The organism is Acinetobacter sp. 1000160, from assembly GCF_000588715.1.
GTDB classification, from domain to species: domain Bacteria; phylum Pseudomonadota; class Gammaproteobacteria; order Pseudomonadales; family Moraxellaceae; genus Acinetobacter; species Acinetobacter courvalinii.
The window spans coordinates 363,296-387,733 of record NZ_JFWP02000002.1; the positions used below are offsets into that span (position 1 = coordinate 363,296).

Genomic DNA, 24,438 nt, shown 5'->3' on the forward strand with positions numbered 1-24,438 from the left:
GAATTTAGTTATGCCCCATTTTGTTTATTACGCGAATAGGGACATATAAATTTTGTCTGGTTGTTGGTCGTGGCTCCAGTTTGTGGAGGATGGGACGAAGTTTATTCGGATCAGCATACTCTCCAACTTCTATACCTTCTACAAGTTCCCCAATAGCTTGTTTTTTTTCTAAATCATAGATCCAAAAATAACAATTGGTTTGGTGATTAACATTCATTTCAAAGCCAACTTGATAGTTTCTACCAGCTTCCAGATTGACTTTAACTAAATTGGTATATTTATACCCACCCCGTTGGCACCAAATTTGTAAATTATGCTCTCCAGCTGTGAGAGCTAATGGGGATTGTAATTGTTCTCGACCATGATTAATTTTTTGTTGATCAATTGCGAAAACGTATGCAATTTTATCTGCCATTATAGATTGGCTTTTTTCTTGGTTTCCAACAATTGTTGCTACATTTTGTGACGTTGTCGGTTGGGTAAAGTATTGAATAGGTTCTAAAGGCTTTTGTGCTTGTGTAGAGATACAGCCTGCTAGTCCAGTAGCAATACCGATTATACTGAAGAATGAGAGAAGTTTTTTCACGAATTATTCCTTAAGATTATTTACTTGTTATCAATGGGATAAAGCTTATATTTGTAGAAGAAGGGGAGCCGTTTAAAACTTGTTTTGGTGTTACCATTTCACATGTATCTACATTTTCGACCCAAAATAAAATAGGCTCTTTATTCAGCTTAATATCGGATTGATTGTTTTTGACTTGATAGTGTTGTCCTGCTTTTGCCTCAAAAGTGATATGGCCGTGAGTAAAATAGTTTGGTGTGTCTGAAATGATTCGAATTTCTGTCGTGGTTGGAGTTATGACATAGACTTTATCCCACTCGTTTGATTTACTGAGTGTGGCTTTGTTATTGATATAAGTTATATAAATACTGGCTTTAATAAATTGAAGAGCAGTGTTAGTTTTTTGAAAACCTTGAATTGATGCTAATTCTTTATTAGGTAGATCAGTAGGAGGATGGTGTAAAAGTTCTGCAGGAATTTGAGCTTGGGTTATACCCAAAGTGAGTAGAGATGAAAATAAAGCTGATAACTTATTTTTAATACTCATAGGTTTAGAATATTTAATAAAAATTAATTAAAAAATTATAATAATAAAAAAAATTGTTAAAATCTATTTTATGTGGAATTTTTGATAAAAAATTAATGCATTAATAAAAATTATTAAATCTATTTTTTATATCTATAATATTAATTAATGGTTGAGCTGTGCTAAGTGTGATTCAATTATCATTTTAAAAAATGGGGGATATTGAGGCAAGCAATAACCGTGCAGTAGTCTTATTTGGTGGACGTTATGATCCAGCTCAAATTAAGCCAGTATTAGAAAAGCCGATGCTAAAGAAATAAGGAACTAGATCATGAGAGCATTACATCGAGTTGCAGCAAGCCAAATAGGGGTAATACCTTATTATTATAAAAACTATCAAAAACATGGTCTGCAATATGAGTCTCAGCGTGATTCAAGGGCAGAACCATTAGGTGCACAATGTGGCAATTGTCATACGATTGTATGGATAACAGGGCGTAGTGATCCTATTTTGAATGAAGATGATTCAAAAATTTCTGATAGCGGTCCAGTTTATCGTGAATATATAAGAAATAAACTGAAACGCTTTTTAAAATCCTTACCTGTTTGTCCGCATTGCCATCAGCAGGCTTATGACCTTTTTGTTAATAACGTTACTTTAACTAGATTTGAAGATGGTAGTCCGTATCCAAAAGTTCCTGAGAAATATTATGGTATTGATGAAGAAATGTCCGCTAAAGTTAAAGACAAAGCAATATGGTGGTATGGCGATGAGGCTGAGGCAAAAAGGTTGAATCTGCATTTTTTATGATTTGATTCATTAATCTGATTTGAGAGAAAATGGCGGTATTTAATCTGAAATATCATCACTTTTTTATTTTTTACATAGCTAAAAATTCATCATTATAATTTCAGCAAAGCTTAGCAAATAATAATATTTTATGTGAATTTTCAACCAGATTAGACTCATCCAAAGATAAATAACAACAATGTATTTATCAAAAGAATCAATTTTTCATTCGGATGTTTTCTTTGGATTGGCAGTATATACAGAGTGTGCTGCCGCAGTTCTATGCGGCCACCCTCATGACCTTAAAAATCTCCTTTATCGGTATTGTACTCTCTATTCTGCTTGGGCTGATCTGTAGCATCATCAGCACATATCAGGTCCGGATACTCAATAAAATTGTCAAAGTCTATATCGAGGTTTCCCGCAATACCCCTTTGCTCATTCAGCTATTTTTTCTCTACTACGGTTTGCCCAAGATCGGCATCAAACTGGATGGTTTTGCCTGTGGTGTGATTGGCCTGACTTTTCTTGGGGGGAGCTACATGGCAGAAGCTTTCCGTGCGGGTTTACAGTCCGTTGCGCAAGGGCAAATTGATTCGGCCCGAAGTGTAGGATTAAACGCCGTGCAAGTCTTTCAATATGTGGTATTTCCCCAAGCGTTATCGCTGTCCATTCCTGCCATTGGCGCAAACTGTTTATTCCTGATTAAAGAAAGCTCGGTGTTGAGTGCAATAGCAGTGGTAGAACTGCTGTTTGTGACCAAAGATCTGATCGGGATGGATTACAAAACCACCGAAGCTTTATTTCTGTTAATCGTGGCTTATCTAATGATCTTGCTACCCGTTTCAGCGCTGACCAGTTATCTGGAATATCGCAGTCGTAAGGTGAGCCATGGGACTTGAGTATTTATTTCAACCGAGCCATGTCGAGCGTTTACTGTATGGCTTGTTGCAAACCATTGAAATTGCCTTTTTATCGGTATTCTTATCTGCCATTTTCGGCACCATTTTTGGGGTGATCATGACCTCCAGAAATTTGCTGGTCAAGATCCTGTGCCGTTTCTATCTGGAAACCATTCGGATTGTGCCGATTCTGGTGCTGTTATTTGTGTTCTATTTTGGTCTGGCGACATGGTTTAACTGGCAGTTGTCATCGTTTTGGGTCTGTATTTTTGTCTTTACCTTATGGGGAACCGCGGAAATGGGAGATCTGGTTCGTGCTTCCATCACTTCGATCGATCAGCATCAACGTGATACAGCTTATGCCGTAGGACTAAATCATGTACAAACTCTGGTTTATGTAATTTTCCCGCAAAGCTTAAAACGGGTTACCCCGGGCGCACTGAATCTGTTTACCCGCATGATCAAAACCAGCTCTTTGGCAGTATTGATCGGTATGGTGGAAGTGCTGAAGGTAGGGCAGCAGATTATTGAAAATTCATTATTAACGGTCCCTAGCGCATCGTTATGGATCTACGGTTTTATCTTTATTCTTTATTTCCTGATTTGTTATCCATTATCGCTTTTAGCAGCGCATTTAGAAAAAGTGTGGGAAAACGCATGACTTTGTTATCGATACGGCATTTACATAAATTTTATAAGCAAAGTCAGGTATTGCATGGCATTGATCTGAATGTGCAACAAGGTGAAGTGGTGGTGATTCTGGGACCATCCGGTTGTGGAAAGAGTACCTTGTTACGCTGTATCAATGGGCTGGAACCGATTCAGCAGGGAGAAATTCAGCTCAAAGATGTGGGCGTGCTTGGGCAGGACTTGCCTTGGGATCGCGTACGTCAGCAGATTGGCATGGTGTTTCAGAACTATGAACTGTTCAAGCATATGAATGTGATTGATAACATTCTGCTGGGTCCGCTAAAAGCACAAAAACGCCAACGCGCAGAAGTGGAACAACTGGCAGATCAGTTATTACAGCGCGTGGGTCTACTGGATCGTAAATATGATTATCCATCTAATCTATCAGGTGGGCAGAAACAGCGGATTGCCATTGTCCGTGCCTTGGTGATGCAGCCCAAAGTCATTCTACTGGATGAAATTACTGCGGCCTTAGACCCGGAAATGGTACGCGAAGTGCTGGATGTAGTACTGAAACTGGCACAAGAGGGCATGACCATGCTGATTGTTACGCATGAAATGGGCTTTGCTCGCAAAGTGGCAGATCGCATTATTTTTATGGACAAAGGCCAGATTATTGAGCAAAGCACCCCAGAGGATTTTTTTCAGCATCCGCAGACGGAACGGGCCAAAACTTTTTTAAATATCTTGAATTATTAAAAGCAATCAGAGGACGTGATGAGATTACATTTAGTCGCCGGACGATCTGGCAATACATCGAAAATAAAAACGGTAAGGCTTGGCATGAGCTGTGTGCTGGTGGCAGGCATATTAACAGGATGTAATCAACCGGCTTCAACAGAATCCAAAACGAGTACAGCAGACAGCTCCTTGGAGCGGATCAAGAAAAATGACGTGCTACGGGTTGGGGTGTTCGCAGATAACCCACCGTTTGGTTATGTGGACAGTGCAGGCAAAAATCAGGGCTTTGATGTCGCCTTGGCGAAGCGTGTGACCAAAGATTTGCTCGGAGATGAAAATAAAATCCAGTTTGTCGTCACAGAAGCAGCCAATCGGGTTGAATTTTTAAAGTCAGACAAAGTTGATGTGGTCTTTGCCAGCTTCTCTGTGACACCCGAACGTCAACAGGTGGTGGATTTTTCCCAACCCTATTTAAAGGCATCGCTAGGCATTGTTTCACCTAAAGCCAAAGCCATTACCGATGTGAAAAGTCTGGAAGGCAAAACTTTAATTGTGAATAAAGGCTCAAGCTCGGACAGCTATTTCACTAAAAATTATCCGAAAGTGCATTTGTTGAAGTTTGAACAAAATACCGATGCGTTTAATGCACTCACCGATGGTCGGGGTGATGCGATTTCCCAAGACAGTACCTATGCCTTGGCATGGGCTGCCAAGAATCCGGATTATGTGGTCGGTATTCCACAGATTGGCAATGAAGATTTTATCGCCGCAGGCGTGAAAAAAGGCAATACCCAATTGCTGCACTGGCTCAATGATGAAATCAAACAGCTACGCAGCACGGGCGAAGTTCAAAAGATTTATGACCAAACCTTAAAGCCGATATACGGTGAAAAAGTGAATCCTAATATCTTTTTAGATGTCGATTTAGCGAAGCAATAACATAAATGAAAAGGTTAAAAATAGAGGTAACGATATGCAGACAATAACATTCTCAAATATTCAAAAACTGTTGCTGGCTTCTGTATTCAGTCTGGGTCTCACCGCATGTAACAAGACCCCACAGTCAGCAGAAAAATCAGCGGATAGCTCAGCTCAGGTTTCCAGTATCGAGCAGATCAAGAAAAATGGTGTGGTTCGTATTGGCGTATTTAGCGATAAGCCGCCTTTTGGTTATCTGGATGCACAAGGTAAAAACCAGGGTTTTGATGTGGAAATTGCCAAGCATGTGGCCAAGGATTTATTGGGAGATGAAAACAAGGTTCAGTTTGTACTGACTGAAGCTGCCAATCGTGTCGAATATCTGAAAGCCAATAAAGTCGATATTATTTTTGCCAATTTCACCGTGACCCCTGAACGTAAGCAAGTGGTGGATTTTGCCAAGCCTTATTTAAAAGTTGCCTTAGGTGTGGTGTCTCCAAAAAATAAACCGATTACGGATATTGCTCAATTAAAGGATCAGACTTTATTGGTGAATAAGGGCACCACAGCGGACTCTTTTTTTAGCAAGCAACATCCTGAAATTAAGCTGCAAAAATATGAGCAAAATACCGAAACCTTTGATGCGCTAAAAGATGGTCGCGGTGCTGCTTTGGCACATGACAATTTATTGGTGTTGGCCTGGGCGAAAGAAAATCCAAATTACACCGTCGGCATTACCAATCTGGGTGAGCAAGATTTAATTGCACCTGCTGTACAAAAAGGCAATAAAGAATTGCTGGATTGGTTAAACCAGGATTTAGAAAAGTTGGCTAAAGAGGGGGTTATTCATCAAGCTTATGAAAAAACTTTAAAACCTGTTTATGGTGAGGGTATCCCAGCCAAAGATTTAATTATTGAATGATTTAAATTACCTTCAATGCTATAAAAGTATAGGTTTTAACTGCTTATATATTAAGCGCTATTTTTATAATAAATCATTTAAAATGCCCTGGCTTTTTTGCTGGGGCTTTTTCTTTAATATCTTTATTCTTCAGTATGAAGGGATAATCATATTTTAAAAAGCTGCCATATTTTTATCATTATAAATAATAGAGTCGTACTCACTTTATCAGTACGCTGCGGAATAATATAGATGTTCAATCGATTGCCTGTACCTGAAAACCTTCCCTGTAGATTAACGGATGCCTTTTACCGCATTCATCAATATTTGCCAAAAGGAAATGTAAAACAGCGGGTTAAGCTGGATGATGCCCTTAATCAGATCAATACCGATGATCTTTATGCATTACAAGATTTTCCCCTGCATAATTTTTCTGCCTATGAAGGCTGGGGCATTGATTCGAATATCACTCAGCAGGTTAGTTCAAAAAATCTGGTGATAGAAAGAGATTTGTATTTCTGGACACAGCAGTTATATCACTCTATTAATCCTTATAAACTCGATCTGGACAGATATATAATCAAAATCCCTAAATTTACTAGACTTCCTGAAGGGGTAGATACTATTATTTTAGAACAGGATAAGCGCTTAGATTTCTCTGGTAAGAGCAGCGGTGTAAAAATAAAAAAAACAATTGCGCCGATGCAAGGTGTTATTCAACAAGGCAGTGTGTTTAAACAAGGCGATTTAATCCTTGCAAAAAATCAGAAAATTACACCTGAACGCTTAGTCGCACTCAGACGTGCGGGTATTACAGAGCTTTCTATTTATCGACACCCTAAAATCCTGATTGTTAATATGTTTCCTTTCGATCAAGCGGGGGAAATCAGTGAAGAATGCTTATACCTCAAAGATCTGTTAAAAACATGGGGGTATGGCGAGGTTGAAATTAAACCGCATAAACCGGCACGTTATGACGGGGCATTTAATTACCATCAAGAAGCTGGACATCCCGCATTAGATGGAAGCTTGACTTCCGCTTGGGACGAATATCATCAGTTTTTTGACGAGCAAATTCCTGAGTTTGACATTATTTTATGTTGGTCACCTTTAAATCATTATGGTTCTGGATTAGGGCTTTCAAAGCTGGCTAACTTTTATCAAGGCAATGGTGATGGTCCCGTTACGACCTGTTCTGTGCCAGCCAGTGAATTCCGGATTTTTCAGAGTAATGACCGAAGCCCTAGACTCACTCAGGTCGTAAATCGTTATGGTGAACGTGGGCAGTTAAGGGAAATACGTACCGAGATCACTGAAGATCGAACGACAATTATCAGCCTACCGGGTAATATGCATGACGTTGCGTTGTTGATGCACGTATTTGTGAAATATATTTTAAATAAGCATGATCCTGATTTTTTTGAGAATCTGTATTTGCAAGGCAGGATCGACCAGCAGCTTGAGCCTGATTCAAAATATAGAACATTACTATGGGGACGCTACCAGTTTGAAGCAGATGGTCAATATTCGCTACAGGTCATTCCACAACAAGCTTTTCAGATCGATGGTTTTGCTGCTGCCAATTGCATTATTATTGTTCCATTTGCAGAGCCGCCGATTCAGTCTGGTGAATCTGTATATTTTATTAAAATAGATCAGGTCTGAATCACTTTAATGTTTTACAAGTCAGACAACAGCCGAGAGTGGCTGTTGTCTGATTGGGAAGATAAAAATTACTTTTTAGTGTTGGGTAATAACGCAGTCATAAAGCCTAACAAAGGTAAGAAAGAACAAAGTTTATAGACCCAGACAATGCCATGTGTATCCGCCAAATGGCCTAAACCTGCTGCGCCAATTCCGCCAATGCCAAACATCAGTCCAAACATTAAGCCTGCGACCATGCCCACCCGGCCGGGTACCGCTTCCTGAGCATAGACCACCAACGCAGAGAAAGCAGAAGACATCACTAGACCAATGATAATCACCAGAATGGCAGTTCCCGTTAGGCCGACATAAGGCAGCATCAGGGCAAATGGCGCAATCCCTAGGAAAGACACCCAAACCACGGCTTTACGTCCGATACGGTCACCGACTGGACCACCTGCAAAAGTACCGAGTGCAACAGCACCTAAAAATATAAATAGGTAGAGCTGAGAGGTTTGAATTGAAACATTAAATCTTTCAATGAGGTAAAAGGTAAAATAATTGGTAATGGCTGCGATATAAATAAACTTGGCAAATAGTAAAATACAGATCACTGCCATGGCCTGAATCACCTGTTGACGCGTCAAGGTCGAAATAGCACGTTGACTGGCGAGGCGTTGTACAGGTGCTTGTTTAACCAGCCATTTGGTTACGCGTAACAACACAAAAATAGCTAAAGCAGCGACTAATACAAATAAGCCAATCGCACCTTGTCCGTGAGGAATAATCACGGCAGCGGCGACTAAGGGGCCAAGGGCTGAACCGGTATTTCCGCCAACCTGAAACATGGATTGCGCCGTACCAAAACGGCCACCCGAAGCCGTACGCGCAATACGGGAAGCTTCAGGGTGAAAGGTAGATGAACCCACCCCAATCAGTGCTGCAGCAAAAAGTAGGCTGTAATAACTGCCTGCTGTTGCCATCAGTCCAATGCCAATGAGCGTGGCAAACATCCCGGCAGGGAGTAAATACGGTTTAGGATGTTTATCGGTATATAGGCCGATCCACGGTTGTAATAATGAGGCCGTGATTTGATAAACCAAAGCAATCCAGCCAATCTGGGCAAAACTCAATGAAAACTCTGCTTTGAGCAGGGGATAACTTGCAGTCACCACCGCCTGAATCGAGTCATTTAAGAGATGGGCAAATGCGACTGCACCGACAATACCTAACACGAATTTTTGTGGTTGATCCTGTGGTGGACATTGCGCTTGTGGACCTGTGTTCTCAAGCGTCCCTGTATGATTTGCCATGTGTGCTCCAACATGCTGTTTTAGCTTAAATCGTGATATTGAAGAAGGTTTGTTTTTCAGTATTTATATCCTAAACTGAACTGAAAGCGGCCCACAATCATATTTGGGACATATAGTATCGAGTTCAGGCCATTTTGAAGGACCAAGGCAATGCGTAATATTCAGGTCAACGATTTTGAGGATGTCGCCCGTAATGTGATGGCAACGGGCAATGATTATGTGGATGGCCAAATTCTGGCAAGCCATAGTCATGCCCGGGGACAATGCCTGTATGCGATCACAGGGGTATTAACCGTCACGACCAGTAAAGGCAGCTGGGTGGTGCCGCCAAAACGGGCACTCTGGATTCCCGCTGGAATTGACCATGAGGTACACATGGGGGGACTCACCAAAACCCGTAGTGCCTATATACTTCCAGACATTGCAAGCAAGGCCGGTTTACCTTGTGATTGTGCGGTGATCAATGTATCGCCGTTATTACATGAACTGTTATCTAGCGCTGTAGATTTGCCTGCTGAATATGAATTGGGCGGGCGGGATGATTATTTGATGCAACTGATTATTGCAGAAATTGCCTTGATGCCTGAGTTGCCGTTGAATGCACCTTTACCACAAGAGCCACGTCTGGCAGCATTATGTCTGCAACTATTAAAAGCACCGAGCTTAGATCATGATCTAGATGAGATAGCCGAACGGGTCGGGATGAGCCGTCGTAATTTCACCCGAATTTTTCGGCAACAGACGGGGATGAGTTTTAGCCATTGGCGGCAACAGGCTTGTTTACTCAATGCCCTGACGCGTATGGAGCTGGGACAGTCGATCACCGAGGTGGCAATTGCGCTTGGTTATAGCAGTAGCAGTGCATTTACAGCAGCATTTAAACGTTCTTTAGGTCAGGCGCCACGCTTTTATATACAAGCCAAATGATCAGGCCGGATGTGTTAATGTATAGGGGCTGGGTTGACTCAATGCATGAGCCTTCCTCTGAATTCACGAAAACAATATAAATGATAAAACTATGCTTTCATTATTAAAAGCTTTGGCCTTGTCTCATCAAGGTCTGCACAAAAATGACATATTCGGTGAGGGATTATCCGGAACCCTGAACGCGATTGAACATCTGGGCTATGTGCAAATTGATACAATTTCAGTGGTTGAGCGTGCCCATCACCATGTCTTGTGGAATCGGGTGCCTGATTATCAGCTGGATCATTTAAATCAGCTGGTGCAACAGCAACTGATTTTTGAACACTGGGCGCATGCAGCTTCTTATCTGCCGATGCGGGATTATCGTTATGCCATACCGTTGATGAATGCAATCCGAAATGGCGAAAGCCGCTATTTCAGAGCAGATCAGCGTTTGATGAATGAAATTCTGGCACGGGTCAGGGCAGAAGGTAAAATTCAGCTTCGACAGATGGAAAAGCAAACGCGGGAAGGTTCTGCTGGCTGGTGGAATGCCGGACCAAGCCGAAAAGCGCTTGAACAGTTATTTATGCAAGGCGACCTGATGATTTGTGAGCGTAACGGGATGGAGAAAGTCTATGACCTGACGGAGCGTTGTATACCTCAGGGCATCGATCTCAGCACACCGTCCTTGCATGAATATGCTGATTATTTGTTAAAAATGAATATACGGGCCCATGGCGTATTTACATGGAAACAGTTATTACATTTAAAGGGAAAAGAGCTACGTCATGTAATGCGTACTGTTCTGGATGACTATATTGATGCGGGTTTGGTGAAGGTTTTGCAACTCGAAAATGGACAGACGGTTTATGCTGCCAAAGCAATATTGGAACATCAGCCCATCATTCAGCCGGAACTAAAAATATTGTCTCCTTTTGATAATCTGGTGATTCATCGGGAGCGCTTGGATTGCTTATTTGACTTTAATTATCGCATCGAATGCTATGTCCCCGCCGCCAAAAGACAATACGGTTATTTTTGTTTACCGCTGTTGTATGCAGATCGCTTTGTGGGTCGTATCGATTGTAAAGTGCATCGACGTGAAAAGCGACTAGAAGTCATTGCTCTGCATTTGGAAGATCCGAATATGCAGGATTGGGAGGCTTTTATCAACGCTTTAGAGCTGGAGTTACAGCGTTTCGCTGAATTTAATCAGTGTACGGTGATTGATGTAGAAAAGATCAGCCATTTAATGCGTTAACGCTTGCCATTGATAGGTTTGCTTTTTTTAAACCTAGCCCTCGAGAGGACTAGGTTTACCTAAAAAGTTCAATCTTAGAGTGATCAATACCCTAAGCTTTTGGGTAAGAAGAAGATGAATTCTCCTGCATGAATACATTGAACAGATCAGTATATTCAAGCCATCATCGCGTAACGCTACCCCATGATGTTCAGTAATATCCTTTTAAGAGTTCTGTGGATCATATTGTTTTTCCTTGATAAACAGTGCCGGAATCACACCACAGATCAGGTAGGCTGCACCCATGACCACAAAACCCAAACCGATCGAACCGCCAGAGGCTAAAAAGCCGATGGTGGCTGGCGCAATTGCGGCACCTAAACGACCGACATTGTACGCACCGCCAATCGCGGTACCACGGATAGCAGTCGCGAAACTCTCAGTCATATAGGTTGCATTTACGCCGTATGGGATGCCATATAAGAAGCCGAATGTGACCAGTAAAAACAGAATATTGTCTGGAGAGTTATAAAACACAATCAGCGGGAGAAAAATCGCAGTGCCAATTGCCCCAAAGGCATAGGTAAAACGGCGACCCAGTTTATCTGCCATCATCCCTGCCAGTACTTTACCCAGAATCATGGCAGTATAAGTGCCGACCATATACGTGGTCATTTCCTTAAACTTCATGCCCAGTTCACTTTCCAGATAGGACGGCATCCAGTTATTTACGCCGTAATAACCGAACTGTAGGAAACCTGCGGTTAAAGCCCACAAAATAAACATGTTCCGATTGCGTTTATCTTGAAAGATCAGTTTGAAGGCAGAAGTTTTTTCGGTATTTGCTGGGGCATTTGACTGTTTTAAACGGGACTGCTGCCATGCTTCAGGTTCTGGAACAAGCAGATGCATCAATACGGCAATCATGACCGGAACAATCGCGACATAAAACAGCATACGCCAGCCATGATCAGGAATAATCCAGCCAGCCAGAAGCGTTGCTACAATATATCCCACAGTCCAGCCAGCCTGTAAGGTGCCGAGTACAGTGGTGCGATAGCGGGTAGGAACATATTCTGCCATGAGGGTATTACAGGCAATATAAAGTGAACCCAGACCAAGTGAAGCAAAGAATCTTAATATTCCGAATTGCATAAAGCTTTGGGTAAAACCCAAGCCACACGTTAATAGCGAAAAGGTGAGAATAGAAATCACAACGATGCGGACGCGTCCGAATTTATCGCATGCCCAGCCGCCAAAAATCCCGCCAATTGCCATACCTGCCAAGGTAAAACTACCCAGCATTCCAGCCTGAACCGAACTTAAGCCAAACTCTGCCTTGATACTGTTTAAGCTATAAGACAGCAGCATCAAATCGGCACCATCGACCAGTAGAGCCAGAAAGGCAAAAATAAAAGCAATTTTCCAGGTGCGGGCCTGTACAGCGGAAACGGGTGAGTTGTCGTGTGTAGCCATAATCCATTACCTACATTTGATTTTTAAAGCACCTTAAGTCGTTTAAAGTGCTGGGGAATTGATTAAGAGGCCGCCCGGATCATGTTTCGGGCAATAATCATTTGTTGAATTTGCGTAGTACCTTCATATAAACGGAACAGACGGACATCGCGGTAAAAGCGTTCGATGGCATACTCACTGATGTAGCCGGCGCCGCCATGAATCTGTACACAACGATCCGCCACGCGACCGCACATTTCAGTGGCAAACATTTTGGCGCATGAGGCTTCAGTGCTAACGTTTTGCCCATGATCGCGTAAGCGTGCTGCATCCAGCACCATACATCGGGCTGCATAGATTTCGGCTTTAGAGTCAGCCAGCATGGCTTGAATCAGTTGAAATTCGGCAATCGGCTGACCAAACTGTTTACGCTCGATCGCGTAATTCAATGCATCATCCAGCATCCGTGTTGCTGCTCCGACACTGAGCGCTGCAATATGCAGTCGGCCTTTATCCAGAACTTTCATCGCCGTTTTAAAACCAACGCCTTCTACGCCACCAATCAATGCCGAAGTGGGTACGCGACAATTTTCAAAAATCACATCACAGGTATGTGCACCTTTTTGTCCCATCTTTTTATCGCGTTTACCGAGAGAAATCCCCGGCGTGCTGCTGTCCACGATAAAGGCCGAAATACCACCTGCACCTTTAATATCCGGACTAGTTCGCGCCATCACTGTAAATACACCTGCATGTGGTGCATTGGTAATAAAGCGTTTGGTTCCATTTAAGACATAGCAATCGCCGTCTTTAACTGCAGTTGTTTTTAGGGCGGCAGCATCCGAGCCGGCCTCCGGTTCGGTCAAGCAAAAAGAGCCGATCACTTCACCGCGTGCTAAACGGGGTAAGAAAGAAGATTTTTGTGCTTCAGTCCCATCAATAATGAGTCCACTAGAACCAATGCCATTATTCGTTCCAATAAGAGAACGAAAGGCAGGAGAGGTACGACCAAGTTCGAAGGCGATATAGACTTCTTCTTCCATGGTCAGCCCAAGTCCGTCGTATTGTTCTGGAATGGTTAAACCGAATAATCCGAGAGCTTTCATTTGCTCAACGATATCTTCAGGAATCTCATCTGTTTCAGCGACTTCATTCTCATGAGGAATTAAAACACCTTCAACAAACTGCCGAATCATATCGACCAGCTGGTTCAGCGTTTCCTGATCACGAATCATAGTCATATCCTTTGTACATACAGCTAAAAACAGCCATACGGTGTTCGTAAAATCATCAATATTGATGCGATAGTAATCAAAGAAAAGCCGCAAAACAACATATTTTGAAAATAAATTTCGCAATGCGATATATTATTTATATTTTGTTTTTTCTAATCTGTTGATTTAATTCATCTATATTTATTGGAAATTAATCATATTTTTTAATGGAAAATTAGGGTTTGATTTTTATAAAGCTTGTTTGTATATTAAAAATATATATCGCTATGCGAAACTTTTATTAAATAAGTTTTCTTCTGGGAAATAAGCTGTAAATTGAAGGGATAAACATGGGTGCTTTAAATGGAATTCGTGTACTTGATTTGAGTCGGGTGCTGGCTGGACCGTGGTGTGGCCAGATACTTGCTGATCTGGGTGCAGAAGTGATCAAGGTAGAACGGCCAAGGCTTGGAGATGATACCCGATCTTGGGGACCACCCTGGATGAAGGATAATTCAGGACAAGACACGCAAGAGGCAGCTTATTATCAGTCGACCAACCGGAACAAGCTCTCGGTGGCGATTGATATTGCCAGTCCTGAAGGGCAGGAGCTGATCAAGGCTTTAATTCAGGATAGCGATGTTGTCATTGAAAACTATAAGGCGGGTTCGTTAAAAAAATATGGTCTGGACTATGAGTCTTTAGCTGCTATTAACCCTGGTCTGGTCTACTGTTCAATTACCGGTTTTGGACAAAATGGCCCACGTGCAGAAGAGCCCGGTTATGATTTTATTATCCAAGGCATGGGCGGATTAATGTCCATCACTGGTGAAAAGGATGATTTACCGGGTGGCGGTCCGCAAAAAGTCGGGGTGGCGTTTTCGGATCTGGCGACCGGGCTTTATTCAACCATTGCCATTCAAGCTGCGTTGCTTAACCGCCATGAGACAGGTTTGGGACAGTATATTGATATGGCGCTGCTTGACGTACAAATTGCCACCATGGCCAATCAGGGCATGAATTATCTTTCATCCGGAAATATCCCGAAGCGTTATGGTAATGCACACGCCAATATCGTGCCTTATCAAGTGTTTAAAGCTGCTGATCGGGAGTTTATTATTGCCTGTGGCAATGATACCCAGTTTATTCAGTTATGTAGCAGTATCGGTTTAGCTGATTTACCGAATGATCCCCGATTTCGACGCAATGCCGACCGTATCCGCTATCGTGAGGAAATCATCGGAATTTTATCCAAACATTTTTTAAGCAAGAGTGCCGATGATTGGGTTGCTCTCATTCATGCCGCCAAAGTTCCGGTGGGTGTGATCAATAATCTGGAGCAGGCTTTTCAGGAGCCACAGGTGCAGGCAAGGGAAATGCTGGTTGAAATGCAGCATCCTCAACGCGAAAAGCTGACCGTGATTGGATCGCCGATTAAACTTTCAAGAACGCCAGTCGAGTATAAAACTGCACCGCCTTTATTGGGGCAACATACCGATACGATTCTCAGCCGGATACTTTCACCGGAAAAACTGCAGCAACTCAAGCTGAAAGGGATTGTTGGATAAAGCATGCACCTATGTCAAAATGCATCTGTATTTTGGCATGGGCTGTGGATGACCATTATTTTGCCTGCCCGGATAAAGCAGAAAATGCTTTTAACTGTTTATTATAGAAAAAATAGATTATAATTTTCGCAGTGCGAAATAAAGAAGTAGATTGGTAGAATCATGAATGATGCCGTAGATGCAGAACAGACAGAAAAATTATTAGCGCCTTTAAGGCATGAACTATTGCATCCGATTGAAGACATGCAGGATGAAAATGACCGTCAATTTATCACGGCTTTAGCCCGCGGTTTAGAGTTGCTACGTTGCTTTACTCCAAAGCATCAACATCTGGGCAATCAGGAACTGGCGCAGATGACGGGTTTACCCAAGCCAACCATTACCCGTTTGACCCATACCTTATCGCGTTTGGGCTATATCAAGCAGGTGCCAAATTCAAGTAAATTCCAGCTCTCGGTTGGGGTCTTAGCTTTTGGTTATTCCATGCTGTCCAATGTGTCGATCCGCTCAATAGCACATCCTTATATGAAAAATCTGGCGGACTATGCCGGTGCCGCAGTTGCCATGGCTACACGTGATCGCCTGAATATGATCTATCTGGATGTGGTACAGGGCAAAGGCAATATGACCATGCGCCGTCAGGTGGGGACCTATTTACCCATTCATCTGAGCTCCATGGGACGTGCCTGTCTGGCTGCCATGCCTGAAGATGAGCGGGAGTTTTTGCTGGATGCGATTCGTAGCAAGCATAAAGAGGACTGGATCAAGATTAACCGCGATCTGGATAAGGCCTTTAAGGATTATCAGGACTTTGGCTATTGTTTTTCCGTAGGTGAATGGCATAAGGATGTCAACTCGGTCGCTGTGCCCTTGGTTCATGAACAGCATGGTTTGCTGGTGTTTAACTGTGGTGGACCAAGCTTTATCATGAACCGTGAAAAACTTGAGGAAGATATTGCACCACGTTTATTACATATGGTGAATAATATCCGTACCGAGATTAGTTAAATCTTATCGCTTTAAAAAAGCCAACATCATTCAATATGCTGGCTTTTGGCATCCCGAATACAGAAAAATAAACATAAAACCGCAAAAACAAGTCCCAGAATACAAACGCCTGTCCAGCCAAAATGTTTCCAGGCATAGCTTCCTGCCGTAGTACCGAGCGCTCCACCTGCAAAATACCCTGTCATATACAGCGCATTAAAGCGTGAACGTAATTCCTGATTAAGTTTAAATACAATACTCTGGTTGGTGACATGGACTGCCGATAATGCAGCGTAGAGCAGAAGTAAGCCAAGGATATAAAAGAGAAAATGATAGGGAAGCAGGAGGAAGAACAGCCAGCTTAAAATCAGCCCAAGGCCACAATAAACCGAAATTTTATGGACATAGCCCTGATCAATAAACTTGCCTGAAAAATTGGCAATAAAGGTTCCCAGAATACCGACGAACCCAAATAAACCAATACTAAAATCACTAAAAAAATAGGGCGCAGGCGCTAACAGCAGCGACATGGTGGTAAAAATCAGGCTGACACAGGCAAAAGTATACCCCCCGATATAGGTGCGTGTTCTAAGGCGAGGATTATTGAGAAAAATCTGTGGCAGTGAACGTATGCTGGAAAGATAGTTCTCGGATTTGGTTGGGGGAAACAATCCGATATTACGGTACAGGATAATCGCAATGGCCAGTAATAGAAATCCACTCAGCAGGTAAATTACATGCCAGTCAAACAGGGTAGACATCAGCCCGGAAAGGGAACGCGCCAGTAAAACCCCCATCATCAGGCCACTGAGCAGGAAGCCCACTACGCGTCCGCTCTGCTGGATCGGAACCAGACTGGCGGCAAGAGGTAATAACAGCTGTGCCGAGCTGGAGAACAGGCCGGTAATGATGGTTCCCAAGATTAAAAGATAAATATTAGTGGCAAAACCACTGAGAATCAGTCCGAATGCTGCCAGTAACATAAAGCTAAACAGCAGTTTACGTTTTTCCAGAATATCGCCTAAAGGCATCAGGAACAGCAAACCACAGGCATAGGTAATCTGCGCCAGCGTGGGCACCCAGGCCGTGGTGGTTTCATCCAGATTCATGCTCAGGCCAATCGAATGAATTAAGGGCTGGCTAAAATAATTGCCGCCGGTACAGATACCTGCTGCAATTGCCATCAGGATGATGGTCGGGGTATAGAGTGCATTTTTCATCATGTCTATTGTCACAATGAAATTGGCATGTTAATCCTCAACCATGATCAGGCATCGCTCAATCTGGCTGTGTTAATGCGTTTCACTCAAGGCATCTTGAATGTTATGCACCATATGGATTAAACGTGGTCCAATTTCACCTTCGAGTTTTTCCGGATTTAAGTGGAAACTTGGGGCGCCGCAGTTAAACACATAAAGACCATGTTTCGAGCTGACCAGAGGCACGGCGACCGAGTTCACTTCTTTATGCCATTCGCCTAGAGACAGGCAGTAGCCATAATCCTGATAATCACGGAATGCCCGTTCCAGAGAACGTTTGATAGCAGGCCAGTTTTCAGGATTTTTCTGTTTAAGCGCATCAAGTAAAAAATTACGTTCACGTTCAGGAGTTGCGGCTAAACAAGCCCGTCCCATCGAACTACTGTGCAGGGGTAAGGTTGATCCGATCGGGCGACGCATATTTAATGCGGTTTCGGTCTGGACCACATCGATATACACCATATTCAGGCGGTCACGTGTGGCCATGGCCACAGGCGCCTGAACATACTGGCTCATCTCTTCCATATATTGATGCGCAATATTACGGATGGAGATATTGGACAGGGCGGCATAACCGAGAGATAAAACCCCAATATCCAGTGTATATTTGGTTGAGCCCGGCAATTGTTTCAAATAACCCAAGGACACCAAAGTATTGGTAATCCGGGCAATGGTTGGTTTGGGTAAACCGGTCATCTTGGCCAGTTCCTGGTTACCCAGCACTTGATTGTTGACCGAAAAACAGCGTAGCAGTTCTAAACCGCGTGCCAAAGAAGCAATAAATTGTGGGTTATTTTCCCGATGAATATGTGAAATCGGATCTAGGCGTATCTCATCAAAATTTATGGGTTGTTCAGTTTCTGATTTCTGAGACATTCGATACTCAAATATAATAAAGCAATAGCTTGCCATTATATTTCGCTCTGCAAAATAAATCCATTCATCACTGTGTCGTTGTGATGAATGGAGTGTCAATGACATGATTATAAAACGTTTTCAATCACCATCGCTAGACCTTGTCCGACACCTATACATAGGCTGACCACAGCATATTTCTTGTTACGGCGTATCAGTTCACGTGAAACTGTTAAGGCAAGACGGGCACCAGAAGCACCGAGTGGATGACCAACAGCAATCGCACCTCCGTTCGGATTGACACGTGGATCATTAAAATCAACATTCAAGCCTTTTAGGCAGGATAAAACCTGTGAAGCAAAAGCTTCATTGATTTCAATAATATCCATGTCATCTAAAGTAAGGCCAGCACGCGCAACTGCTTTTTTAATGGCTTCGATCGGGCCTGCACCCATAATGCGCGGTTCAATCCCGGCCGCTGCTGCAGACAAGATTTTTGCCATTGGCTTCAAACCATATTGTTTGCCAGCCGCCTCTGAACCAATCAACAGAGCTGCTGCACCATCATTAATCCCTGATGCATTACCCGCAGTCACTACGCCACCTTCAAACAGCGGTTTTAGTTTGGTGAGGGCTTCAACCGTAGAGCTTGGGCGAGGATGTTCATCTTCTGAAACCAGTTTAGGCGGTAATTTTTTACCCTGAAATACCTCAATCGGCGTAATTTCATCGGCAAAGAAACCTTCTTGTTTGGCTTTTTGATATTTGGCTTGTGATTGGGCCGCAAATAGATCGGCTTGTTCACGACTGATACCAAACTCGGCTGCAACGTTATCACCGGTTTCCGGCATTGAATGTCCGCCGTACTGGGCAATAATCTTTTTATTGGGAAAGCGTGAGCCAATGGTAGTGTCATAAAGTTTAGCATCACGGCTATAAGCACTTTCCGCTTTACCCATGACAAAAGGTGCGCGTGACATACTTTCCACACCCCCTGCGATATACAGATCGCCTTCACCACAGGTAATGGCACGTGCCGAGTCGATTACGGCACCCAGACCACTGGCACATAAGCGGTTGACTGTCTGGCCCGGCACAGTGACAGGTAATCCCGCAAGTAATAACGCATTCCTCGCCACATTACGGCTATCTTCACCCGCCTGATTGGTATCACCTAAAATCACATCTTCAATATCAGCACCGGGTACAGCAGTTTTTTCTAGCAACTTTTGAATAACGGTTGCAGCTAAATCATCAGGACGAATGGAGGCAAGTTCACCGGCATGACGGCCAAAGGGACTACGTAAACCCTCATAGATATAGGCATTTAACATGGAGAAATTCCTTTTCAAGACTCGTAAATAAAAGTAAGAGGTAAATGAAGTGCGACACGACGCTGTAACCACGGACTAGGGCGATAGCGCGGGTCATACGTAAGTGCTGTTATACGGTTCAGAATGAGTAAGATTTTTTCACTGCCGACTTGATCGCCCCATTCAATTGGACCAAATGGATAGCCTAAGCCAAGACGTACTGCGGCATTGATATCATCCACACTCGCAATATTTTGCTGGGCAATATCGCAGCCTAAATTAATGACCATTGCTAAAACACGTTGTGCAACAAAGCCAATACTTTCATTAATCACACTGACCAGATTTCCATCTAAATTGAAAATAGAGTGAGCTGCTTGACGATATTCAGGTTTGGTAATAAGTGAAGGCATTAGGGTGCGGTGTTTACCAATGCCATAAAGCATGTCTATAGCAACAGCTTGCGCAGGATTAACTCCTAGGCGAGTCGCCGCTTGAGTTGTATCTTCCCCATAACAAGCGAGTAAACATAAGCTATCTGTTTGAGGTTCGGGGTTAGTGTCTATGTCGATATTTTGTTGAGTTAAATAATCTTCGAGCTGTTTTTTATCTTCAGGAAAATCGGCTGCAATCCAAATTTTAGGGTATTGTGCTAAACGCTCTACAAACTGGGCAGGTTGTTCACCTGTTTTTTCACCCGTTGCATAATTATAAAAACCTTGCTTGACCTTACGTCCAAGCTGTTTTGCTTCCAGCATTTGTTTGGTCAGTGGATTGGGTTTGTAGCGGGCTTCTTCATAATATTGATGATAAATCGACTCCATGACCGGATGGGAAACATCCAGTCCTGTGAGATCCATCAGTTCGAATGGTCCCATTCTAAAACCGACACCATCGCGTAAAATACGGTCAATTTCACTGATGTCACAAACATTTTCATTTAAAATTTTAAGTGCTTCGGTGCCATAAGCGCGACCAGCATGGTTAATAATAAATCCAGGCGTATCCTTGGCCACGACAGCACGATGACCAAATGCGCGAGACAGTTCAATTAATGCTTTAATAATCGCCGGATCGGTTTTCAAGCCTTGAATGACTTCAACCACTTTCATGAGCGGAACGGGATTAAAGAAATGAAAACCGGCCACACGTTCAGGTTTATTACAGTTCGCGGCAATTGCAGTAATCGAAAGAGAGGAGGTGTTGGATGCTAAAATGGTGTGTTCAGAAACCACTGCTTCAAGCTGCTGCATCAAACTTTGTTTGATATCCAGACGTTCAATAATCGCTTCTACAATCAGGTCACAGTCTTTTAAATCTTCCAGTTGATGCGCAACAACTAAGTTCTTGTTTGCTGCTGCCGCTTGTTCAGTTGTAATTTTATTCTTATCCACCAGCTTCTGGAAGGTTGCTGCCAGTTTATCTTTTGCCTGTTCAGCTGCACCTGCTTTGGTGTCGTATAGATAAGTGATATGGCCTGACTGGGCAGCAATTTGGGCAATTCCGCTGCCCATAATCCCGACACCAATCACAGCCATGCTTTTAATATCATAAGTCATGTCGATCATCCTGATGATTAATCTATATTTGAAATTAAACGGAAAAATAGGGTTGGGTGAGTTAGCTTAGGCATTGCTTGTCACCATCAATCGGTAAAATCTGGCCTGAAATTGAACGTCCGCTATCTGAGGCCAGAAACAGACACAAATCTGCAATATGTTTTGGATCGACAAAGTATTTGAGTGACTGATTTTTCAGTGCGTTTTGAGTCACTTCCTCAAGTGAGGTATGGGCTACATCGGCACGGGCCTGTAATACACGCTGAACCCGATCACCATCAACCGCACCCGGAAGAATGGCGTTAACGCGAATATTGTCTGCACCAAGTTCCATAGAGAGCGTTTTGGTAAAACCGATCAGGCCCCATTTTGAAGTGGAATAGGCCAATCGGTATGGATAGCCTAAGCGGCCGGCAATTGACGACATATTAATAATTACGCCTGCCTGTGCTTTTTTTAAATAAGGAATGGCTAACTGGGTAATTAAAAAAGTGCTATTCAGGTTTAAATTAATCACCGCGTTCCAGTCTTCAAAACTTAGTTCATCTGCGGCAACAGTCGGGCCTGAGATGCCCGTGTTGTTGACTAAAATATCAATTCCGCCAAGTTTTTGAACTGCTTGGCTAAACATCAGTTTAATTTGTTTTTGATCAGCCAAATCACAGCTATGTATATGCAGTTTTGGATAGTCTTGTTGAAACTGTTCTAGGCTTTTAGTGCTAATATCACAAACAAAAACTTCATCATGATTATTTAAAAATGCTTCGGCAATGCATCGTCCAATCCCGGAACCACCTGCACTAATCAATACTTTTCTGCTCATTTTCATTCCTTTGTGATTATCTCTTTAAATTATTTACCTTGATAAGACGGTTTTCGTTTTTCAATAAAGGCTTGAATACCCTCGTTTTTATCTTCAGTCGAAAACAAGAGCTGGAATGATTTACGTTCGAGTGCCAGTCCGGCATTCAGCGGAATATCTTCACTCATCAAGGCGACTTCCTTGAGTTGTTGTAAGGCAATTGGGGGCATTTTTGCCAGACTTTGTGCCATCTGGATCGCAGTTGCAATGGTCTGGTCATCCTCCGTAACTTGAGACACCAGTCCAATGCTATATGCTTCTTCTGCCTTGACCATGGCACCTGTCATAATCATGCGCATGGCATGAAATTTCCCTACAGCGCGAAATAAACGTTGGGTACCACCTGCACCTGGCATTAAGCCGACTTTAATTTCAGGTTGACCAAAGGTTGCGCCTTTACCCGCGATAATAATATCGGCGTGCATCGCCAGTTCACAGCCACCACCAAGCGCATAACCATTTACTGCAGCAATGACAGGTTTCGGACATTGGGCAATTGCATTCCAGTAGCGCTCGGTATGGCGAAGTAACATTTCAGTTGATGTGGCTGTTGCCATTTCTTTGAGATCTGCTCCCGCAGCAAACACTTCTTCACCCCCTGTCAGCACAATGGCATGAATATCATCATTGAAACTTAACTCGGTGAATGCCTGAGCCAGTTGCTTGCGGACTTCTGTATTCAGTGCATTTTTGGCATCGGGACGGTTAATTTTGACAATCGCCACTTGCGGAGTGGAATAATCAAGCTCAATGAAATTATTCCCTGTTATTTCGCTCATTTTTGAATTCCTTGTTTCGCACATCAAAACTATATTGTTTTAATCATGCTTATTTTGAAATTTATTTCAAGCATTTTTTATTTGTCTCCTCGGGGTTTTAGGGTTTTATTTAGGTAAGTATTTGATATTTAGTATTGGTTGGTTTTTAAATTTCGTTTAACGAAATTAATTTTCAAAAAAACTTGAAATTTGGGTTTTTATTCTCGTACTATGAAACACATCCACAGTAAACAAGATTTAAAACATCGTCTCTGCAATCAGATGGGAAGTAGCTCTGAGGAATACGATGCAAGTACATAAAAAGGGAGATCACAGATGATCCGTGATGAAGGGATGTTGCAGCAGTTGCTTACAACAATTCGCGACTTTGTAAAAAATGAATTGATTCCGCGTGAGCATGAAGTTGCTGAGCAGGACAAGATTCCTGATGACATTGTGCAGCAAATGCGTGAGCTGGGTTTATTCGGACTCACGATTCCGGAGGAATATGGTGGTTTGGGAATCACCATGGAAGAGGAGGTCAATGTTGCATTTGAACTTGGACAAACCTCACCTGCATTTCGTTCCTTGATTGGGACCAATAATGGCATTGGTTCTAGCGCGATTCTGATTGATGGTACAGAAGAACAGAAGCAAAAGTATCTGCCACGCTATGCCAGCGGTGAAATTATTGGTTCATTTTGTCTGACTGAACCTGAAGCCGGTTCAGATGCTGCCTCTTTAAAAACCAGTGCAGTTAAAGACGGTGACTTTTATATTCTAAATGGCACCAAACGTTTTATTACCAATGCACCCCATGCGGCGACGTTTACCGTTATGGCCCGCACCAATCCTGACATTAAAGGTGCCAGTGGTATTTCTGCTTTTTTGGTTGAAGCAAATACACCAGGCATTAGTCTGGGCAAAATCGATCAGAAAATGGGGCAAAAAGGTTCTCATACCTGTGATGTGATTTTTGAAAATTGTCGTGTACCTGCGACTGCACTGATTGGTGGCGTCGAAGGCGTTGGTTTTAAGACCGCCATGAAAGTTCTGGACAAAGGTCGACTACATATTGGCGCGTACAGTGTGGGTGTGGCAGAACGTATGCTAGACGATGCACTACGATATGCCATCGAACGTAAGCAGTTCGGTCAACCTATTGCAAACTTCCAGTTAATCCAAGCCATGTTGGCCGACTCAAAAGCCGAGATTTATGCAGCCAAATGTATGGTGCTGGATGCAGCTCGCCGCCGAGATAATGGCGAAAACATTAGTACAGAAGCGTCTTGCGCAAAAATGTTCGCCACTGAAATGTGTGGGCGCGTGGCTGATCGCTGTGTGCAGATTCATGGAGGTGCGGGTTATATCAGTGAATATGCAATTGAGCGTTTTTACCGCGATGTACGCCTGTTCCGTTTATATGAAGGAACGACGCAGGTTCAACAATTAATTATTGCAAAAAACATGATTCGGGAAGCGACGACCTAATAAAAATCAAGTGCCATGAGGCAGGGGATGCCTCATAT

The 24,438-nt window shown here is 42.9% G+C and carries 23 protein-coding genes; 12 read left to right on the forward strand and 11 right to left on the reverse strand.

Annotated features, from left to right (window positions below):
* Positions 1-4: 4 nt before the first annotated feature.
* Both J699_RS13245 and J699_RS13240 read right to left on the reverse strand, forming a co-directional pair.
* Positions 5-586, reverse strand: coding sequence for a hypothetical protein (locus J699_RS13245; RefSeq protein ID WP_032866806.1), 582 nt, complete (start codon positions 584-586; stop codon positions 5-7).
* Positions 587-602: 16 nt separating this feature from the next.
* Positions 603-1,112, reverse strand: a complete 510-nt coding sequence (locus tag J699_RS13240; protein ID WP_032866808.1) for a hypothetical protein — start codon at positions 1,110-1,112, stop codon at positions 603-605.
* A gap of 310 nt (positions 1,113-1,422) precedes the next feature.
* On the opposite strand from J699_RS13240, the gene J699_RS13235 reads away from it, so the two are divergent.
* From J699_RS13235 to J699_RS13205, 7 genes are all read left to right on the forward strand, one after another.
* On the forward strand, positions 1,423-1,902 hold the full coding sequence (locus J699_RS13235) for a hypothetical protein (RefSeq protein ID WP_032866810.1): 480 nt from the start codon (positions 1,423-1,425) through the stop codon (positions 1,900-1,902).
* Between the two features lie 221 nt (positions 1,903-2,123).
* The gene (locus J699_RS13230; protein WP_032868215.1) at positions 2,124-2,783 is read left to right on the forward strand and encodes an amino acid ABC transporter permease; all 660 of its coding nucleotides are present in this window, start codon (positions 2,124-2,126) and stop codon (positions 2,781-2,783) included.
* Positions 2,773-3,444 carry an amino acid ABC transporter permease gene (locus tag J699_RS13225; RefSeq protein WP_032866812.1) on the forward strand — a complete coding sequence of 224 codons (672 nt, stop codon included), beginning with the start codon at positions 2,773-2,775 and terminating at the stop codon, positions 3,442-3,444. Before J699_RS13230 ends, J699_RS13225 begins: the two co-directional genes overlap by 11 nt.
* Positions 3,441-4,172, forward strand: coding sequence for an amino acid ABC transporter ATP-binding protein (locus J699_RS13220; protein ID WP_032866814.1), 732 nt, complete (start codon positions 3,441-3,443; stop codon positions 4,170-4,172). The genes J699_RS13225 and J699_RS13220 overlap by 4 nt, the downstream gene beginning before the upstream one ends.
* 84 nt (positions 4,173-4,256) lie before the next feature.
* A complete protein-coding gene (locus J699_RS13215) occupies positions 4,257-5,093 on the forward strand; it encodes a transporter substrate-binding domain-containing protein (protein ID WP_416202131.1) in 837 nt (278 codons plus the stop codon).
* Between the two features lie 34 nt (positions 5,094-5,127).
* On the forward strand, positions 5,128-5,994 hold the full coding sequence (locus J699_RS13210) for a cysteine ABC transporter substrate-binding protein (RefSeq protein WP_009515876.1): 867 nt from the start codon (positions 5,128-5,130) through the stop codon (positions 5,992-5,994).
* Positions 5,995-6,225: 231 nt separating this feature from the next.
* On the forward strand, positions 6,226-7,638 hold the full coding sequence (locus J699_RS13205; protein WP_032866819.1) for a molybdenum cofactor biosysnthesis protein MoeA: 1,413 nt from the start codon (positions 6,226-6,228) through the stop codon (positions 7,636-7,638).
* Positions 7,639-7,706: 68 nt separating this feature from the next.
* Here the strand turns inward: J699_RS13205 and J699_RS13200 are convergent, their stop codons facing one another.
* The gene (locus J699_RS13200) at positions 7,707-8,930 is read right to left on the reverse strand and encodes an MFS transporter (protein ID WP_032866824.1); all 1,224 of its coding nucleotides are present in this window, start codon (positions 8,928-8,930) and stop codon (positions 7,707-7,709) included.
* 150 nt (positions 8,931-9,080) lie between these two features.
* Here J699_RS13200 and J699_RS13195 point away from each other — a divergent pair, with 150 nt between their 5' ends.
* Positions 9,081-9,857, forward strand: a complete 777-nt coding sequence (locus tag J699_RS13195; protein WP_032866827.1) for an AraC family transcriptional regulator — start codon at positions 9,081-9,083, stop codon at positions 9,855-9,857.
* A gap of 91 nt (positions 9,858-9,948) precedes the next feature.
* Positions 9,949-11,100 carry a winged helix-turn-helix domain-containing protein gene (locus J699_RS13190; RefSeq protein ID WP_032866830.1) on the forward strand — a complete coding sequence of 384 codons (1,152 nt, stop codon included), beginning with the start codon at positions 9,949-9,951 and terminating at the stop codon, positions 11,098-11,100.
* A 204-nt stretch (positions 11,101-11,304) separates the two neighbouring features.
* On the opposite strand, the gene J699_RS13185 is transcribed toward J699_RS13190, so the two are convergent.
* Together J699_RS13185 and J699_RS13180 are read right to left on the reverse strand one after the other, a co-directional pair.
* A complete protein-coding gene (locus tag J699_RS13185) occupies positions 11,305-12,555 on the reverse strand; it encodes an MFS transporter (protein WP_005287105.1) in 1,251 nt (416 codons plus the stop codon).
* 62 nt (positions 12,556-12,617) lie between these two features.
* Positions 12,618-13,769: an acyl-CoA dehydrogenase family protein gene (locus J699_RS13180; RefSeq protein ID WP_032866833.1), complete on the reverse strand. Its 1,152-nt coding sequence runs from the start codon at positions 13,767-13,769 to the stop codon at positions 12,618-12,620.
* 329 nt (positions 13,770-14,098) lie between these two features.
* Here J699_RS13180 and J699_RS13175 point away from each other — a divergent pair, with 329 nt between their 5' ends.
* Together J699_RS13175 and J699_RS13170 are read left to right on the forward strand one after the other, a co-directional pair.
* Positions 14,099-15,316: a CaiB/BaiF CoA transferase family protein gene (locus J699_RS13175; RefSeq protein WP_032866834.1), complete on the forward strand. Its 1,218-nt coding sequence runs from the start codon at positions 14,099-14,101 to the stop codon at positions 15,314-15,316.
* A 162-nt stretch (positions 15,317-15,478) separates the two neighbouring features.
* Entirely contained in the window at positions 15,479-16,324 is an 846-nt protein-coding gene (locus tag J699_RS13170; RefSeq protein WP_005231232.1) for an IclR family transcriptional regulator, read from the forward strand.
* 26 nt (positions 16,325-16,350) lie between these two features.
* On the opposite strand, the gene J699_RS13165 is transcribed toward J699_RS13170, so the two are convergent.
* The 6 genes from J699_RS13165 to J699_RS13140 all read right to left on the reverse strand — a co-directional run bounded on the left by J699_RS13165 (position 16,351) and on the right by J699_RS13140 (position 22,930).
* On the reverse strand, positions 16,351-17,526 hold the full coding sequence (locus J699_RS13165) for an MFS transporter (RefSeq protein WP_032866835.1): 1,176 nt from the start codon (positions 17,524-17,526) through the stop codon (positions 16,351-16,353).
* 69 nt (positions 17,527-17,595) lie between these two features.
* A complete protein-coding gene (locus J699_RS13160) occupies positions 17,596-18,438 on the reverse strand; it encodes an IclR family transcriptional regulator (protein WP_009515938.1) in 843 nt (280 codons plus the stop codon).
* Positions 18,439-18,545: 107 nt separating this feature from the next.
* Complete coding sequence (locus J699_RS13155) at positions 18,546-19,751, reverse strand: 3-oxoadipyl-CoA thiolase (protein WP_032866836.1); 1,206 nt, start codon at positions 19,749-19,751, stop codon at positions 18,546-18,548.
* Between the two features lie 14 nt (positions 19,752-19,765).
* Entirely contained in the window at positions 19,766-21,289 is a 1,524-nt protein-coding gene (locus tag J699_RS13150; RefSeq protein ID WP_032866837.1) for a 3-hydroxyacyl-CoA dehydrogenase, read from the reverse strand.
* Between the two features lie 61 nt (positions 21,290-21,350).
* A complete protein-coding gene (locus tag J699_RS13145) occupies positions 21,351-22,112 on the reverse strand; it encodes an SDR family oxidoreductase (RefSeq protein ID WP_032866839.1) in 762 nt (253 codons plus the stop codon).
* A 29-nt stretch (positions 22,113-22,141) separates the two neighbouring features.
* Positions 22,142-22,930: an enoyl-CoA hydratase gene (locus J699_RS13140; RefSeq protein ID WP_032866841.1), complete on the reverse strand. Its 789-nt coding sequence runs from the start codon at positions 22,928-22,930 to the stop codon at positions 22,142-22,144.
* 315 nt (positions 22,931-23,245) lie between these two features.
* On the opposite strand from J699_RS13140, the gene J699_RS13135 reads away from it, so the two are divergent.
* Positions 23,246-24,400 (forward strand): acyl-CoA dehydrogenase family protein, encoded by a 1,155-nt coding sequence (locus tag J699_RS13135; protein ID WP_032866843.1) that lies wholly within the window; start codon positions 23,246-23,248, stop codon positions 24,398-24,400.
* Positions 24,401-24,438 lie beyond the last annotated feature (38 nt).

Coding starts and splice junctions, on each gene's coding strand:
- J699_RS13240 (WP_032866808.1), bottom strand. CDS start 1,112: ATGAGTATTAAAAATAAGTTATCAGCTTTATTTTCATCTCTACTCACT.
- J699_RS13235 (WP_032866810.1), top strand. CDS start 1,423: ATGAGAGCATTACATCGAGTTGCAGCAAGCCAAATAGGGGTAATACCT.
- J699_RS13225 (WP_032866812.1), top strand. CDS start 2,773: ATGGGACTTGAGTATTTATTTCAACCGAGCCATGTCGAGCGTTTACTG.
- J699_RS13220 (WP_032866814.1), top strand. CDS start 3,441: ATGACTTTGTTATCGATACGGCATTTACATAAATTTTATAAGCAAAGT.
- J699_RS13215 (WP_416202131.1), top strand. CDS start 4,257: ATGAGCTGTGTGCTGGTGGCAGGCATATTAACAGGATGTAATCAACCG.
- J699_RS13210 (WP_009515876.1), top strand. CDS start 5,128: ATGCAGACAATAACATTCTCAAATATTCAAAAACTGTTGCTGGCTTCT.
- J699_RS13205 (WP_032866819.1), top strand. CDS start 6,226: ATGTTCAATCGATTGCCTGTACCTGAAAACCTTCCCTGTAGATTAACG.
- J699_RS13200 (WP_032866824.1), bottom strand. CDS start 8,930: ATGGCAAATCATACAGGGACGCTTGAGAACACAGGTCCACAAGCGCAA.
- J699_RS13195 (WP_032866827.1), top strand. CDS start 9,081: ATGCGTAATATTCAGGTCAACGATTTTGAGGATGTCGCCCGTAATGTG.
- J699_RS13190 (WP_032866830.1), top strand. CDS start 9,949: ATGCTTTCATTATTAAAAGCTTTGGCCTTGTCTCATCAAGGTCTGCAC.
- J699_RS13185 (WP_005287105.1), bottom strand. CDS start 12,555: ATGGCTACACACGACAACTCACCCGTTTCCGCTGTACAGGCCCGCACC.
- J699_RS13180 (WP_032866833.1), bottom strand. CDS start 13,769: ATGATTCGTGATCAGGAAACGCTGAACCAGCTGGTCGATATGATTCGG.
- J699_RS13175 (WP_032866834.1), top strand. CDS start 14,099: ATGGGTGCTTTAAATGGAATTCGTGTACTTGATTTGAGTCGGGTGCTG.
- J699_RS13170 (WP_005231232.1), top strand. CDS start 15,479: ATGAATGATGCCGTAGATGCAGAACAGACAGAAAAATTATTAGCGCCT.
- J699_RS13165 (WP_032866835.1), bottom strand. CDS start 17,526: ATGATGAAAAATGCACTCTATACCCCGACCATCATCCTGATGGCAATT.
- J699_RS13160 (WP_009515938.1), bottom strand. CDS start 18,438: ATGTCTCAGAAATCAGAAACTGAACAACCCATAAATTTTGATGAGATA.
- J699_RS13155 (WP_032866836.1), bottom strand. CDS start 19,751: ATGTTAAATGCCTATATCTATGAGGGTTTACGTAGTCCCTTTGGCCGT.
- J699_RS13150 (WP_032866837.1), bottom strand. CDS start 21,289: ATGACTTATGATATTAAAAGCATGGCTGTGATTGGTGTCGGGATTATG.
- J699_RS13145 (WP_032866839.1), bottom strand. CDS start 22,112: ATGAGCAGAAAAGTATTGATTAGTGCAGGTGGTTCCGGGATTGGACGA.
- J699_RS13140 (WP_032866841.1), bottom strand. CDS start 22,930: ATGAGCGAAATAACAGGGAATAATTTCATTGAGCTTGATTATTCCACT.
- J699_RS13135 (WP_032866843.1), top strand. CDS start 23,246: ATGATCCGTGATGAAGGGATGTTGCAGCAGTTGCTTACAACAATTCGC.